This window comes from Pseudoalteromonas sp. SR45-4 (assembly GCF_014163535.1).
Taxonomy (GTDB): Bacteria; Pseudomonadota; Gammaproteobacteria; order Enterobacterales; family Alteromonadaceae; genus Pseudoalteromonas; species Pseudoalteromonas nigrifaciens.
The window spans coordinates 1-15,464 of record NZ_JACJDO010000020.1 but is presented as its reverse complement, the minus strand read 5'-3'; the positions used below and the strand labels follow the sequence as shown (position 1 = coordinate 15,464).

At 41.0% G+C, this 15,464-nt stretch carries 11 protein-coding genes; 9 read left to right on the top strand and 2 right to left on the bottom strand.

What is annotated here, in order from left to right; genetic code table 11:
* The first annotated feature begins 21 nt into the window (after window positions 1-21).
* The 3 genes from H5058_RS10090 to H5058_RS10080 all read left to right on the top strand — a co-directional run bounded on the left by H5058_RS10090 (window position 22) and on the right by H5058_RS10080 (window position 4,068).
* On the top strand, window positions 22-981 hold the full coding sequence (locus H5058_RS10090) for a porin (protein WP_182677993.1): 960 nt from the start codon (window positions 22-24) through the stop codon (window positions 979-981).
* A gap of 11 nt (window positions 982-992) precedes the next feature.
* Window positions 993-2,468: a DASS family sodium-coupled anion symporter gene (locus H5058_RS10085; RefSeq protein ID WP_089369226.1), complete on the top strand. Its 1,476-nt coding sequence runs from the start codon at window positions 993-995 to the stop codon at window positions 2,466-2,468.
* Between the two features lie 178 nt (window positions 2,469-2,646).
* A complete protein-coding gene (locus tag H5058_RS10080) occupies window positions 2,647-4,068 on the top strand; it encodes a coniferyl aldehyde dehydrogenase (protein ID WP_089369227.1) in 1,422 nt (473 codons plus the stop codon).
* 118 nt (window positions 4,069-4,186) lie between these two features.
* Here the strand turns inward: H5058_RS10080 and H5058_RS10075 are convergent, their stop codons facing one another.
* Window positions 4,187-4,912 (bottom strand): tetratricopeptide repeat protein, encoded by a 726-nt coding sequence (locus H5058_RS10075; RefSeq protein WP_086995764.1) that lies wholly within the window; start codon window positions 4,910-4,912, stop codon window positions 4,187-4,189.
* 511 nt (window positions 4,913-5,423) lie between these two features.
* Here H5058_RS10075 and H5058_RS10070 point away from each other — a divergent pair.
* Window positions 5,424-6,287 (top strand): DUF6279 family lipoprotein, encoded by an 864-nt coding sequence (locus H5058_RS10070; protein ID WP_089369229.1) that lies wholly within the window; start codon window positions 5,424-5,426, stop codon window positions 6,285-6,287.
* 131 nt (window positions 6,288-6,418) lie between these two features.
* A complete protein-coding gene (locus tag H5058_RS10065) occupies window positions 6,419-7,450 on the top strand; it encodes a diguanylate cyclase (protein WP_182677955.1) in 1,032 nt (343 codons plus the stop codon).
* Window positions 7,451-7,453: 3 nt separating this feature from the next.
* Here H5058_RS10065 and H5058_RS10060 read toward each other — a convergent pair whose 3' ends face one another.
* Window positions 7,454-8,392, bottom strand: a complete 939-nt coding sequence (locus H5058_RS10060; RefSeq protein WP_011329997.1) for a LysR family transcriptional regulator — start codon at window positions 8,390-8,392, stop codon at window positions 7,454-7,456.
* A 118-nt stretch (window positions 8,393-8,510) separates the two neighbouring features.
* On the opposite strand from H5058_RS10060, the gene H5058_RS10055 reads away from it, so the two are divergent.
* The 4 genes from H5058_RS10055 to H5058_RS10040 are packed head-to-tail and all read left to right on the top strand — an operon-like array spanning window position 8,511 to window position 15,285.
* Window positions 8,511-9,680, top strand: coding sequence for an efflux RND transporter periplasmic adaptor subunit (locus H5058_RS10055; protein WP_086995775.1), 1,170 nt, complete (start codon window positions 8,511-8,513; stop codon window positions 9,678-9,680).
* A gap of 9 nt (window positions 9,681-9,689) precedes the next feature.
* On the top strand, window positions 9,690-12,842 hold the full coding sequence (locus H5058_RS10050; protein ID WP_182677953.1) for an efflux RND transporter permease subunit: 3,153 nt from the start codon (window positions 9,690-9,692) through the stop codon (window positions 12,840-12,842).
* A complete protein-coding gene (locus H5058_RS10045; protein WP_182677951.1) occupies window positions 12,835-14,247 on the top strand; it encodes a TolC family protein in 1,413 nt (470 codons plus the stop codon). Before H5058_RS10050 ends, H5058_RS10045 begins: the two co-directional genes overlap by 8 nt.
* A 9-nt stretch (window positions 14,248-14,256) precedes the next feature.
* Window positions 14,257-15,285: a zinc-binding dehydrogenase gene (locus tag H5058_RS10040; RefSeq protein WP_182677949.1), complete on the top strand. Its 1,029-nt coding sequence runs from the start codon at window positions 14,257-14,259 to the stop codon at window positions 15,283-15,285.
* Window positions 15,286-15,464 lie beyond the last annotated feature (179 nt).

Below are 15,464 nucleotides of genomic sequence, written 5' to 3'. Positions count from 1 at the left end.
TTCTAATTTTTAGGACACATGATGATAAACAACACACACGTTAAACGCTCTGCGCTTACTTTATTGTGTAGCATAACTGCCTTACCTAATATGGTATTAGCTGCTGAATATTCTGTGTATGGTAAAGCAGAAGTACAAATAGCTAAAACCGATACAGGCGTTATGCGCTACGCCGATGAAGGCACACAAATAGACGCGCCATTTTCACGCATAGGGATCAAAGGACAACACACACTTAACGAGTACGTTAGCGCAGTATTTAAATACGAAGTACAAGTAAAGGGCTTTGAACATGACGATACTAACGAGCCGTTTGCAGCGCGTAATACCTATTTAGGTTTAAAAGGAGCGTTTGGTGAAATAGTTGTCGGTAGAAACGATACCCGCTTTAAATACTCAGAAGGTAAGCTGGATAATTTTAACGAAACACAAGCCGATATAGCACAAGTTATTGCTGGGCAAGACCGCCTTGGCGATACCATCACTTACACTTCAAGCTATTGGCATAATGCTCAGTTTTCATTTACTTATGCCCCCAAAGACGATAATAAAGATAACCAAGCGGGTTTTGCCGCTACACTTATTTACGGTGATCGTAATTTAAACAATACGCCATATTATATTTCTTTAAGCCATGTTGACTCACTTAATAATATTAAAGCGAGTCGGATTGCAGGTGTTTATAAGTTTGAGCAGTTACAGCTAGGTGCTTTGTATCAACACTCAGAGTCAATAGATGGCACTAAATCAGGCAATGGCTATGTACTAAGTGCAAGCTATACCTTAGATAAATGGGTTCCTAAATTACAGTTTGCAAAAGATGACTCAGCACTGCGTCAAGAGTCAGAAGCCACTCAGTGGAGTACAGGTTTAGACTATGTATTTGATAAACAAACCACGGCTTATCTTTTATATACAGACTTAGACTTAGAAGAAAACGCCGATAGCAGCTTAGCGCTTGGTCTTAGGTACAAATTTTAAGGTTTGGATAAATGACACAACAAATTTTGCAAAATAACGCGCCTAAAAACCAATTTAAGCAATGGTTATTACTGCTACTTGGGCCAAGCATAATGCTATTGACCTGTTTACTCGATCCCCCTACGGGCATGTCCAGTGCAGCGTTTAAAACTGCTGGGTTAGCATTTTGGATGGCGTCGTGGTGGGTAAGCGAAGTAGTGCCTATTCCGGCGACTGCTTTATTGCCACTTGTTATATCGCCACTGGCTGGTATAGCAGGTATGAAAAGTGTAGCCGCGCCTTATGCTCATCCATTAATATTTTTATTTTTAGGTGGGTTTTTAATTTCTATCGCAATGGAGCGCTGGGGGTTACATAAACGCATAGCACTGAGCACTATGCTGTATGCAGGCACTAAGCCTAGCTTGCAGATTTTAGCTATGATGCTAGTTACGGCCTTTTTATCTATGTGGATGTCAAACACAGCTACCGCAGTGATGATGTTACCAATAGCCTTGTCTATTACACATTTAGTAAAGCAGTCAGATCCTAGCAATGAAGGGTTTGGTAAAGCTTTACTACTTTCTATTGCTTATGGTGCCAGTATTGGTGGTATTGCAACATTAATCGGTACTCCGCCGAATGCATTAATGGCGGCTTATTTGTCCGACAGCTACCAAATAGAAATTGGCTTTGCACAATGGATGCTAGTGGGTGTGCCACTGGCGGTAAGTATGCTGTTTATTAGTTGGATTTGGCTTACAAAGTTTGCTTATAAAGTAGACGCAGGTATTAAAAATAATCAAAAAATAGACACCAAAGCTGTATTTACTGAACAATTAAAAGCACTTGGTGAAATGCAACGCGCCGAAAAAGGCGTGTTATTTGTATTTGTGCTTGCTGGTGCGTGTTGGATATTTAGACCTTTGCTAGGCGAGTTTAGTGGTTTGAGTATTTCAGACACCACTATTGCGATTGCCGCGGCGCTATTATTATTTGTATTACCTGCAAATAAAGGCACTAACGAGCGTATTTTAGATTGGGAAAGTGCTGCTAGAGTACCTTGGGGCGTATTATTATTGTTTGGTGGTGGCTTAACACTTGCCTCGCAAATAAAGTCATCGGGCTTGGCGCAATATATTGCACAAATGATTCAAGGTGCGAGTGCTATTCCTCTCGTTATGAGTATTTTAGTGGTCGTTGCATTAATTACATTTTTAACCGAAATCACCAGTAACACCGCCACCGCGGCTGGTTTTTTACCCTTACTTGGCCCCGTTGCAGAATCGATTGCAGGCTCACCACTTGTGTGGGTTATTCCGGCGGCGATTGCCTGTAGTTGTGCATTTATGATGCCAGTAGCCACCCCGCCAAACGCAATTGTGTTTGGCTCAGGGCAAATACAAATGCGCGACATGATACGCGCAGGCTTTGTGCTTAATATTGTGGCAATTGTTTTAATTACTTTAGTAACAATGACAATTGCAGCGCAAGTATTTGGCTTTTAAATTACGCAGCTATTGGCTGCTAAACAACAGCCAATAGCTGCAACAGTTACCACTTAGTTCCAACCAAAACCAGAGTAGTTTTGTATATAGTTCAATACTATGCAAAATTACTCTTTATTGCTCGTATTACAGAACAAGGTTATAGTCTCAAATAACTTTAAAATTTGAGTAATCTATTTTGACTATCGACGCACCGCAAACACCTTCGTTAACTGCACAATTTGATGAGTTACAACAGTACTTTATAAAAACTCCTTACTTGTCGATTAATAAACGCATCACAGTGTTAAAGCAATTGCGCAGTCGTGTTGTAGAGTTTGAGCAAGAGCTGATAGACGCAGTATCAAAAGACTTTGGTTATCGCACCGCATTTGACACCTTGCTAGGCGATATATTACCCACCATGCAAGCCTTAGCGCACACCATAAAAAAACTACCAAAGTGGTCTAAACCAAGCAAGCGATCAGTAGGTTTAAGCTTATGGCCTTCAAAGGTGAGCGTAACATACCAGCCTAAAGGCGTGGTTGGCATTATAGCGCCTTGGAATTACCCAATACAGCTTGCCATTGTGCCTGTTATTACCGCATTGGCAGCGGGTAATCGTACAATGTTGAAGCTCAGTGAGTTTACCCCCCACACCAATCAAGTGCTTGAAAAGCTATTTAGTGGTGAACTAGAGCAGCATTGTAAAATAATACAAGGGGGGAGTGACGTTGCTAGTGAGTTTTCATCGCTGCCATTTGCACACCTGTTTTTTACAGGCTCAATTGCGGTAGGTAAGTTAGTAATGGGCGCTGCAAGTGCTAATTTAACGCCAGTTACCTTAGAGCTTGGCGGTAAATCGCCTGTTATTATTACTGAAAAAGCAGATATTAAAAAAGCGGCGCAAGCAATACTCTTTGGTAAAATGGCCAATGCTGGTCAAATTTGTGTTGCCCCCGATTATGTATTTGTACCCAAAGAGCTTGAGCATCAGTTGGTGCAACACTTGTGTGAATTATATAAGAAACACTACAAACAAGGGGTAGAAGGTAAAAATTTAACCTCTATTGTAAGCGATGCTCACTATGCACGCTTATCTGGCTATTTAGAACAAGCACAGCAGCTAGGCGCAACCATAATTAAACCTCTTGAAGATAACCAGCAAGACCCAGATAAACATCGAATGGGGCTAAATATTGTCACCCAAGTAACCGATGAAATGCAATTAATGAAAGATGAGCTATTTGGCCCAATATTACCTGTAATGAGTTACACCAACTTAGAGCACGCAATAAGTTATATAAAGCAGCATCATCACCCATTAGCCTTGTATATTTTAGGGCAAAATAAACAAATTCAAGAATATATTATAAAGCAAACACTAAGTGGTACTGTTGCGGTTAACGACACCTTAGTGCAAGTAACTGCCGATGATGCGCCGTTTGGTGGAGTGGGGCATTCTGGAATGGGGCATTATCATGCTAATGAAGGGTTTTTAACCTTTAGCCATGCTAAAAACACGCTGGTTTCTGGATCATTCAATCCACGTATCGGCATGCTACTTAAACAAAGCAAAGTACTAATTAAGTTATTAAAGTGGCTTTATATTAAAAAGTAGTGAATATAACAAAAAGGCTAAACTCATCTTACTGCATTAGTTAGTATTAGCGAGCTTAGCCTTGTTATTTAAACGCTGTTTTAGAGCAATTAATTAAAACAGCGTTTAAAGCAGTTTATTAAAACAACCGCCCTTCACCAGCGTAAGTGCCGGCTAAAATTCTGGCATAAATAGCGTCGGCTTTTTCTTTTGCTTCTTCAACTTCTTTAGGCAGCATTTTTTGCTCGTCGAGCTTGCGACTATGGCTTGCTTGCATATTGCCGTTATACTCGGCAATGGTGTTCCAAATATATGACTTTTCTAAATTCTTAGGCATGCCTAAGCCTTCAAAGTACATTAAAGCTAAATTAAATTGCGCCAAAGTATAATTATTGGCTGCAGCTTTTTCATACCACGTTTTAGCAAGTTCATAATCTACGCTTACGCCATCACCATTGGCATACATAACGCCTAGGTTAAATTGTGCAGCGGGTAGGTTTTTGTTTGCCGCTTGTTCAAATAACTTTATTGCCATTTGTTTGTCGAGTTTTACCCCGTTGCCTTCATCGTATAAAACAGCGAGAGCAAACATAGAATCAGGGTGGTTTTTTGCTACCCCTTGTTGGTAAAGTTGAGCAGCTTTACGGTAGTCACGCGTTACACCATAACCACCTTCATATAATTTACCCAGCTCATAAATACCAGGGGCAAAGCCTTTATCTGCTAGGTAATTAAACTCTTTTAGTGCTTGTGCAAACTCGCCTTCATTAGCGGCTTTGATCCCTTCCTCCAACCCGGCATGAGCGAAAGGGCTGCTAAGTAAAATGCCAGCTAGGAGTAAGGTTTTTAAATTAAACTGTGACATAAGAATGTCTCCAATAAGTGATAGTTGCAATGTGTATTATTTAAACATTATTCTATTTAAAATTTTTGTGCTAAATGAGGTAATGCAACGTTTAAAGATTAAGTGCAAAGTTTATTGCTTGTTATGTTTTACGCTGGCCTTAGTATTAAGCACCGCATTAGCAAATGCAAAGTACGCTTATTATAGCCTAAAGCCGAGCAGAGTTGTTTTAGCAGTGTAAGATACAGATATTACAAAAAATTTAAAGCAGTAAAAAAGCCCTTTCGGGCTTTTGGGTCATATCAACCGTCACTAATATGAAAAATGAAGATGTAGGCTAAGCTTTGTTTATTACAACCCGAGCAACATAAGTATTACGGGCTTATAAAAATAACAGCATCCGTGCTGAAAGTTCATCCTTGGGCACTGAGGTCGGCACATTTAACTTATGCGAGTGATTATCAGTTAGATTTAAATTAAAGTCAAATGCAAATAAAAACTATTATCAACTTTGTGTGTGCGCAGGAGAGTTATGTTAATTAAAATAAATACAAAAAAAATAATACATTTAATGATAGCCGTCAGCTTTGTACTTTTAGCTAGCTGCTCTACTTCTTTTGCTTATAACAATTTACCTTGGCTATCATCATTTTGGGTAGATGACTACATAGACCTAAACAGTAGCCAAGCAAAACAACTTAAAATTATAATTAAACAAACCCGTAATTGGCATCGTCAGGTAGAGCTGCCTAAGTACAAGCAAGATCTTATCAAGTTACAAAAAACATTTAATAGTGAGTTTAATATCAGCGATTTAACACAGCAGGTTACTGTAGCTAAATTGCATTGGAGCAATTTATTAATACAGGTTAAAGCGCCTTTAATCGAATTGGCTAAAACACTTAGTACTAAGCAACAACAAGAGCTTGTAACTAACATACAAGCTAACTTAGCTGACGAGTTAAAACAGTATCAAGAGCAAACGGCGCAACAACTAAGCGAGGAGCGCCTAAAAGAGCAGCTTAATTATTATAAAGATTGGTTAGGGAAATTAACTAAGCAGCAAACCCAGCTTATAACATTGGCTAACGAGCAGCATATTAATACCTTTGTGCTTTGGCAGCGCTATAAGCAAAATAGGTTAAACGCACTGCAACACGCTTTTAATTATGAATTACGTAATGTTGAGCAGTTTGATCAGCAAATGGGCATTATAATTACCGAGCGTGAATATTTTATTAGTGAAGAATTAGCGGCCAAAAACCAAGCTAATTTAATGGCTCATGTAAATTTACTTGTTAGTTTAAATAGTACTTTATCGGATAAACAACGCCGCCACGTAAATAAGCACTTTGCTGAGTTGATAGAGACTGTGGATGATCTTATTGCTGATTAGGTTTTTTGCGCAGTACAGTAACGAATTTTTATATAATTATTTACCAGCAGGGCTGCTATTGTAGGTAAACTATTTTGTTATATTTATGTTTCACGCTAAACTAATTTTTTATTTTTTATCAAGTTTCATAAATGGATATAGCAGCACTTAATAGTACAGAGTTTTTAAGGAAAAATGTTCTCAAATGGGTCAGCTTATGCTTTGGTTGCTTGGCGTTGGTATTTTCAGGTTTTAATCTTGCTGTGAATAATTTAAGTGTGCTTGGTTATTTTGAAGCTGTTTTTGCGCTGTATTGTTTTTGCATTTATTTTCGTTTGGGTAAACACCCGGTGCAAGTTTGGCAGTCTGTTGTTATGTGTGCCTTTATTTCTTTTATTGTGGTTTTTGGGGCTTATATAGCCACGCTTAATAATGCGGTGTTTGTTTGGGCGTTGGTGCTGCCTACTATGTATTATTTATTGCTAGGAAAAAACTATGGATTTATTTTTTCTATGGTTTTGCTTAGCTTACAAAGTATTGTATTAATGAATAAATCCTCGTTAGCTCCTTTTACTTCTCTGAATTTATATTTAAATATATTATTTGCTTATATTGTTATTTGGGCTATTTCACATACATTTGAAAGCAACCGCGCACAGTTTTCAAAAAGACTTAAAAACCTTGCCATGCTTGACCCTCTGACCGGAGCGGGTAATCGTTTGGCAATGAATCATTATTTTTCGGTTGAGTTACATGAGCGTACCCAGCTTTACTTATTTTTAGTTGATTTAGATTTTTTTAAGCAAATAAATGATAAATACGGCCACGATGTGGGCGATAAAGTACTGATAGAAGTAGCCACGCTATTAAAGGTCACTTTTGCTAAAGGTTATGTTTTTAGGATCGGGGGCGAGGAGTTTGCACTTATAAGCTCGTTTAATAGTGAGCATGCAGCGCTTGCTGTTGCCGAAAAAGTAAGAGCAGCACTGGAAAATAAATACATAAACGTTGATAACTATAAAATAAACCTAACAGCAAGTATTGGCGTTGCACGTTATAAACCCCAACAATCACTCAATGAATTGCTTAAAGCAGCCGATAAACAGCTTTATAAAGCCAAAGATTTAGGGCGCAATAGCGTTTATTATCCAGCGGTTAAAAGTGACAAAACAGCGCTTATATAACGATTAATACATGTGATCAAAATTTGGGATACTGTTTTCCCAAATCGGTTTATCTTTGCCTAAATACTCGCGCACAGCATCAAAAAATAGTCGCGTTCTGACCGGTAAGTCGCGGTGCGGATATAGCGCATACATAGCACTGTGGTCCATTATTTTTATATTGGTAAGTAATGGCACTAACTCGCCATCAATAACTTCGTTATCGAGTAAAAATGCAGGCGCCAAAAAGTAACTGGTGCCAGAGAGTGTTTTCATTAGCAATACTTCAGCGTCGTTAGCCCGAAACACACTCCTTATTTTTTGCTCGCAAGCCTCACCTTTATCGTTATAGTAATTTATTGCATCCACTCTAAATGCATTGCTTTTATAGCTTGCCGCCGGTAATTGAGCCAGATCGCTCATAGTTTTAGGCATGCCATAGGTTTTTACAAATTCAGGTGTTGCTAATATTAATAAACGATTACGGGCAATTTTACGCGCAATGAGCGATGAATCTTTTGGCTCGCCAATTCTAAATGCTAAATCAAACCCTTCAGATACTATATCGACCAAGCGGTCATCTAAACGTAATTCTACTTCTACTTGTGGAAAGCGTTTTTGAAAATCATTAATAACAGGTTGTAAATAACGGCGACCAATAATGGTTGATGCTGTTATTTTTAATAATCCACGCGGCTCTTGGTGATAGTTTTCGGCCATGCGCAGGGTTTCACCTAGCAGCTCTCTAAGGTCGGCTGCTTTTTTTATCATCTCGGCGCCCGCTGCAGTAAGCGAAAAAGAACGTGTTGTTCTGTTTAACAACCTCACGCCAAGCTCATCTTCTAAGCGGCTAATTTGTTTTGATATAACGGAGCGGTCAATATTACGTATTTCAGCTGCTTTGGCAAAAGAGCCTTGTTCAACCACTTCAAGTAACATTAAAAGTCGACTAGTTGTATCCATAATATTACCTAAAATAGTTTATTGATGCCATTTTGGCATTAATGAATTTAGAAATCTATTATTTTTGTCAGCACGATTGTTCCGTACCATGCAACGCTAATTATAAAGGAGCGTCGTAATGAACAAACATTTAATTGCTGTAGCACTGGCTACAGCATCCTTAACACTTACAAGTTGTGCCGATGAAAGCACGGCTCAGTCGGCTCCAACAGCGCAACATCAGCCAATAGATGTTGCCAAGGTTATTGTTAAACCGGTACAAAGCTGGCACACCTACACAACTCGCTTAGAATCGCCTCAAGAAGTTGCTTTAATGCCACGAGTATCGGGTGTTATCGACAGCATCGAGTTTAACGAAGGCGACTTGGTAAATAAGGGCGACGTGTTATTTCAATTAGATAACCGTTCATTTACAGCCAAGGTTGCCAGCCTTGAGGCGCAAGTTAACAGTGCAAAAGCAGCGCTTGAACAAGCAAGCAGTGAAGCAACCCGTGCGGTACGCTTAACGCAGCGTAAAGCTATTTCAACTGAGCAAGCACAAGCACGTACTTCAACACTGCGCCAACGCGAAGCGCAACTAGCGGCGCTACAAGCACAGTTAACATCGGCGCAGCTTGATTTAGAATTTACCTCAGTTGTATCGCCTATAGATGGCATTATTTCGCGCGCTAATATTACTAAAGGTAATAATATTTTAGCGGGGCAAAGCGTATTAACGTCGATTGTTTCAAATGAAAAAATGTACGCTTATTTTGATATAGACGAGCGCACTTGGAATTCATCGTTTAATGATGTTAGTGCAGCAAGCCGCCAACCTGTGGTAATGCAAAAGGTAGGTCAAGATGATTTTGCTTATTCAGGTTACATCAACTTTATTGACAACCAAATTAACGCCGCTACGGGTACTTTACGCGTGCGAGCAGTGTTTGCAGATAATAGCGGGCAGTTACGTGCAGGCTCGTTTGCACGTATTAAGTTAGCCGCAAACGCCATTACTGACACTGTAATAGTGCCAGATAGAGCAATAGGTACAGATTTAAAAAATCGCTTTGTACTTACGGTCGGCGAAAACAATGTTCTGCAATATAAATTAGTAACCGTTGGAGAGCGTTATGGCTCATTACGCGCGATTACTGCAGGCCTTACAGAGGGTGATGTGATTGCTGTAAATGGCCCCGCTCGCGTCGGACCTGGTATGCCAATTTCTCCTAATACCGTCACTATTGATACCAGTGGAATTGCATTTACTTTAGGTAATAGCAACAACCAGTTAGTCGCTAAACAATAAGGTTTATTGATGAAGTTTTCGCACTTTTTTATCCAGCGCCCAATATTTGCGGCGATGTTGTCGTTAATCATTTTAATAGCAGGGGGAATTTCATTATTTCAACTGCCAGTAAGTGAATACCCGGAAGTTGTTCCACCTACCGTAGTGGTAACAGCCAGTTACCCGGGGGCAAACCCAACCGTTATTGCACAAACGGTAGCAACGCCATTAGAGCAAGAAATTAATGGCACCGAAAACATGTTGTATATGTTTTCACAAGCCACTAGTGATGGTCGTATGACCTTAACGGTGACGTTTGCGCTTGGCACTGATTTAGACCGAGCACAAGTACAAGTACAAAACCGAGTAAATAGCGCATTGCCGCGTTTACCACAAGAAGTACAGCGCTTAGGCGTGGTAGCCGAAAAGTCATCGCCCGACTTAACCATGGTGGTGCATTTATATTCTCCTGAAAACACCCACGATACAGCGTATCTATCAAATTATGCCGATTTAAATATTAAAGATGAAATAGCACGCTTATCGGGCGTAGGTGATATTCGCCTGTTTGGTGGCGGTAAATATTCTATGCGTGTGTGGCTTAATCCCGATGCTTTAGCATCGCGCGAGTTAACCGCATCGGATGTCGTAAGTGCACTGCGCTCACAAAACCAGCAGGTTGCTGCGGGTAGCTTAGGCGCTCAGCCAATTTCGAACGACAGCCAGTTTCAAATATTGTTAAATGTTAAAGGTCGTTTAAACAGTATTGAAGAATTTGAACAAGTTATTATTAAAGTAGGTGAGCAAGGGCAGTTAACCCGTTTATCTGATATAGCTCGTGTAGATTTAGGGCAAGACACTTATGCACTGCGCGCTGAGCTTGATAATCAACCAGCACTGGCTATGCCAATATTCCAACGCCCGGGTTCTAATGCAATTGAGCTCTCTGATCAAGTACGCGAAACCATGGCGCGTTTAGCGAAAGACTTTCCTACCGGTGTTGAATACGACATAGTGTACGACCCTACAGTATTTGTACGCGGCTCTATCGATGCGGTAATTACTACCTTGCTAGAAGCAATCGCATTGGTTGTTATTGTGGTGATTGTATTTTTACAAACATGGCGTGCATCTATAATTCCATTGATTGCGGTGCCTGTTTCACTCATTGGTACTTTTGCAGTGATGCAGTTGCTGGGAGTGTCTATTAATACCTTGTCGCTGTTTGGTTTAGTATTGGCCATAGGTATTGTGGTAGATGATGCCATAGTAGTGGTAGAAAACGTTGAGCGTAATATTGAAAAAGGTCTGTCGCCACTTGAAGCAACCCGCGTTGCCATGAGTGAAGTAACCGGCCCTATTATTGCAATTGCTTTGGTACTTAGTGCGGTATTTATTCCTACGGCGTTTATTACCGGGTTGTCGGGGCAGTTTTATAAGCAATTTGCCTTAACCATTACTATTTCTACTATTATTTCAGCTTTTAACTCGCTGACTTTATCTCCTGCACTTGCTGCATTATTACTAAAACCCCATGACGCAAAGCCAGACGCTTTTACGCGGTTGTTAAATAAACTATTTGGCCGTTGGTTATTTGCACCCTTTAATCGCGTGTTTAATCGTGGCGCTAAAGGCTACGAAAAACTGGTACAAAAGCTGATCCGCATGAGCGTGGTGGTCATGGTTGCTTACGTTGCTTTAGTGGGCGGTACTATTAAGTTATTTGACTCTGTACCCGGTGGCTTTATTCCACAGCAAGATAAACAGTATTTAGTGGCAATTGCACAGCTCCCTGATGCTGCGAGCCTAGATCGTACCGAAGCGGTTATTAAACAAATGCAACAAATAGCGCTAGAAGTGCCCGGCGTTGCACATACGGTTGCCTTTCCGGGGTTATCGGTTAATGGTTTTACCAACAGCCCTAACAGCGGTATTGTATTTACGCCCTTAGCTCCTTTTAGCGAGCGTACCGATCCGAGCCAGTCTGCCATGGCAATTGCAGCGCAACTTAATCAACGCTTTGCAGCAATTGACGAAGCATTTGTAGCGGTATTTCCGCCGCCGCCTATTCAAGGTTTAGGCACCACAGGTGGCTTTAAATTACAAATTGAAGATAGAGCAAACAAAGGTTTTGAAGCATTATTTAATAGCCTACAAGCGGTAATAACGAAAGCGCAACAAGACCCAGCATTAGTTGGCCTGTACTCAAGTTTTCGTATTCAAGTCCCACAAATGGATATAGATATAGACCGTGAACAAGCGCTTATTCAAGGCATACCGCTGGATGAAGTGTTTAATGCGTTACAGATATATTTAGGCTCAGTGTATGTAAACGACTTCAACTTATTTGGCCGTACTTACCAAGTAAATGCGCAAGCTGACGCCGATTATCGCGTTGATCCAGAACAAATATTGCATTTAAAAGTACGTAATCGTGCGGGTAATATGGTGCCATTAGGCTCGGTGTTAACGGTAACTCCTACCATAGGCCCAGACAGAGTAATGCATTACAACGGCTACCCAAGTGCAGAGCTTAACGGCAGCCCAGCGCCAGGTTATAGCTCAGATCAAGCACAAGTTGCGATTGAAAAAGTACTTGCCGATACGCTACCTTCAGGTATTGAATACGAGTGGACCGAAGTAACCTATCAGCAAGTGCTTGCGGGTAATACTATGGTGTATGTATTTCCGTTAGTGGTACTACTGGTATTTATGGTGCTGGCTGCACAATACGAAAGCCTACGTTTGCCATTGGCAATTATAATGATTGTACCTATGACCATATTTTCGGCGCTAATTGGCGTGTGGTTTGTGGGCTCAGACAACAACATATTTACGCAAATTGCATTAATTGTGCTGGTGGCTTTGGCCTCTAAAAACGCGATACTTATGGTGGAGTTTGCCAAAGATCAACACGAAACCGGTTTATCACATTTAGATGCCATGTTAGCGGCATGTCGAATGCGCTTACGCCCCATATTAATGACCTCAATAGCCTTTACCGCGGGCGTTGTACCATTAGTATTAGCAACGGGTGCGGGAGCCGAGATGCGCCACGCTATGGGTAATGCTGTATTTGCAGGCATGATAGGAGTAACCGTATTCGGCTTATTATTTACCCCGGTATTTTATATGTTAGTAGCCAATAAAAAGCAAAAAGCACAGCAGGTATCACATGATTAAATTAGTGCAAAAAAACCTTAAAACGTCGCTTACCACAAGCGCTATATTAATTGCTGCTATGTTATCGGGTTGCGCCGCTAAAATTGACGCTGCCAGCGAGCAAAACGTGGTTAGTGAGTTTATAGCTAGTGCCAATATAGCCAGCGAGCTTAATAATATTGATGAGACAAACTGGTGGCAAAAGCTAGAATCAGCTCAGTTAAATCAGTTGGTTACAGACGCATTAGCCAATAACCACAACTTACAAACCAGTCAGTTAGTACTTAAAAGCGCCTTGGCGCGCTTAGGCGAGCAACAAGCGCAGTATTTACCGCAAGGCGGGGTAGAAATTGGCGCGCAGCGCAGTGGTTTAGGCGATACTAACAGTCGTCAATCGAGTGCTAATTTAGCACTTAATTGGCAGCTCGATTTATTTGGTCGTATTACGGCATTGGTTGATGCAGCGAATGCATCGGCCATGAGCCAAGCCGAGCAAGTGCGTTTATTGCAAATTGAAGTGGTTTCGTCGGTTGTTAAAGGCTTTGTGAGCTATCAAGGTAATGTACAAAAGCAGCACATTGTTACGTTGCAAATAGACGCACTAGAGCAAAGTATTGCGGTACTTCAAGCCCAGGTTGATGAAGGCGTAGCAAACGAGCTTGATTTAAACCGTACTATGGCACAACTTAAGCAACAACAAGCACTAATGCCGGCAATTGAATACGCTAAGTATCGTGATTTATCTACACTGGCTGTGCTTAGCGGACGGCTAGCACAAAATGTTAAACTCACTAATGAGCAAGCCATTTTAGAGCATAAATTTACCGTATCGTTAAATGATGCTAATGAATCTATCGCACTTAGGCCCGATATTAGCCAAGCACTTTATGCATTTAGCCAAGCAAATAGTTTAAGTGTTGCTGCAAGTAAAGCGTTATTACCAGATATAAGCTTAAGTGGTTTTGCAGGCGTGCTTAGTATTGGTAGTAATAGTTTTAGTAATACGCAGCAGCAGTGGCAGGTGGCTCCGCAAATTCAGTGGTCAATACTGAGCTACCCGTCACTCATAGCGCAGCGCGATGCACAGCAACTTTTAACTCAAGCGGCTTATAGCGATTATCAACAAGTGATACTCCAAGCGCTGAGCGAAAGTGAACTTTCTTTGCAATTGTTGGTCAACCAAGCTCAGCAAAAGAGCTTTGCTGAGCAGCGTTATCAGTTTGCTAATAATGCATTTTTACAAGCGCAAGCAATGTACGAAGAAGGGCAAATTCCTTACTTAGAGTTGTTAGATGCGCGTCGGGATGTTCTAATAGCTCAAGAAAATGCTGTTGATTCAACGATTTCATCACTGCTCGCTAAAGTAAATGCTTACCAATCATTTAACGGGCGATGGAGTTATGCGTTAAATAATACTAACCAGTAGAGTTTTTTGATGTCTGATACTGATATTTCACCGCAATATACGCTACCGCAGACTATGCGAGCAATTGTATTGCCTGAGCCTAATGAAAAAATTTGTTTAGTCGATGTTGAGTACGCTGTTCCTGAGTGTGCAGACAACGAGCTGCTTATTAAAGTTGAATATGTTGGCTTAAACCCAGTTGATGGCTTGTTTGCTAAATCGGGTTTTTGTAAGTGGCAATATCCACATATTTTAGGGCTTGATGCCGTTGGCGTAGTGGTAAAGGCTGGTAAAGGTGTTTTTCCGGGTGTTGGCACGCGTGTAATGTGGCATGCCAGTATTGGCGATCAAGGGGCGTTGAGTGAATATACTAAAGTAGCTAACTATGCTGTATCGGTTGTTCCTGCTGAGCTTGCAGGCGATATGGCGGCTACTTTACCTTGTGCCGGTATGGCTGCACTTATAAGCCTAGATAAAATTAATATTACCGAGGGCGATACCGTATTAATTGACGGTGGCGCAGGGGCTGTAGGGCAGTTTGCCATTCAGTTTGCAAAGCAGCGCGGTGCCGACGTATTTACCACAGCAGCTAAGCGTAATCATAAATTGGTGAAACAATTAGGCGCCGATGTGGTATTTGCTTACCAGGATAAAGACTTATGCGAAAAAATTCGCCGAGAGCTTGGCCCACAAGGCTTTGATGCGGTAATAGACACCGTTGGTGGCGCCTCTACAATACGCAATATAGAACTAATGCGTTTTTGTGGGCGAATTGCTTGTTTAAACCCATTGCCACATTTTGAACAAGAGCTAATGTATCGTCGAGCACCCAATATTGGTGTTGTATCCTTAGGAGGTGCTTGGTTGGCAAATAGTTTATGTGCCCAGCAACGTTTAAGTTTTATGGGTAACTTATTAATAGAAGGTGCTTTGAGTGGTGACATTAAAACACCCAAAATTACAGCTGTCGACTTTAACGCACAAGCAGTATCAGCAGCACTGCATAAACAATTAGACGGCGGTTTTACCGGCAAACAAGTGGTTAAAATAAGCACTTAGTTAATTTTATAATTGAGCGGATACTAATTAACGCAGCATATAATTATGCTGCGTTTTTTTGTTTGCCCAGCGAAGCTGGCAAACCCGATAGGCTGAAAGATGCCTTATCACCCTGACTAAGGGGAAGATAATCTGAATGGCAAGGGCGTCACTGGCCAACGGTGGGGTCTGAAGGAAGC

Bases quoted from the DNA above. Each gene is read 5' to 3' on its own strand.
- H5058_RS10090 (WP_182677993.1), top strand. From the start codon at position 22: ATGATAAACAACACACACGTTAAACGCTCTGCGCTTACTTTATTGTGT.
- H5058_RS10085 (WP_089369226.1), top strand. From the start codon at position 993: ATGACACAACAAATTTTGCAAAATAACGCGCCTAAAAACCAATTTAAG.
- H5058_RS10075 (WP_086995764.1), bottom strand. From the start codon at position 4,912: ATGTCACAGTTTAATTTAAAAACCTTACTCCTAGCTGGCATTTTACTT.
- H5058_RS10070 (WP_089369229.1), top strand. From the start codon at position 5,424: ATGTTAATTAAAATAAATACAAAAAAAATAATACATTTAATGATAGCC.
- H5058_RS10065 (WP_182677955.1), top strand. From the start codon at position 6,419: ATGGATATAGCAGCACTTAATAGTACAGAGTTTTTAAGGAAAAATGTT.
- H5058_RS10060 (WP_011329997.1), bottom strand. From the start codon at position 8,392: ATGGATACAACTAGTCGACTTTTAATGTTACTTGAAGTGGTTGAACAA.
- H5058_RS10055 (WP_086995775.1), top strand. From the start codon at position 8,511: ATGAACAAACATTTAATTGCTGTAGCACTGGCTACAGCATCCTTAACA.
- H5058_RS10050 (WP_182677953.1), top strand. From the start codon at position 9,690: ATGAAGTTTTCGCACTTTTTTATCCAGCGCCCAATATTTGCGGCGATG.
- H5058_RS10045 (WP_182677951.1), top strand. From the start codon at position 12,835: ATGATTAAATTAGTGCAAAAAAACCTTAAAACGTCGCTTACCACAAGC.
- H5058_RS10040 (WP_182677949.1), top strand. From the start codon at position 14,257: ATGTCTGATACTGATATTTCACCGCAATATACGCTACCGCAGACTATG.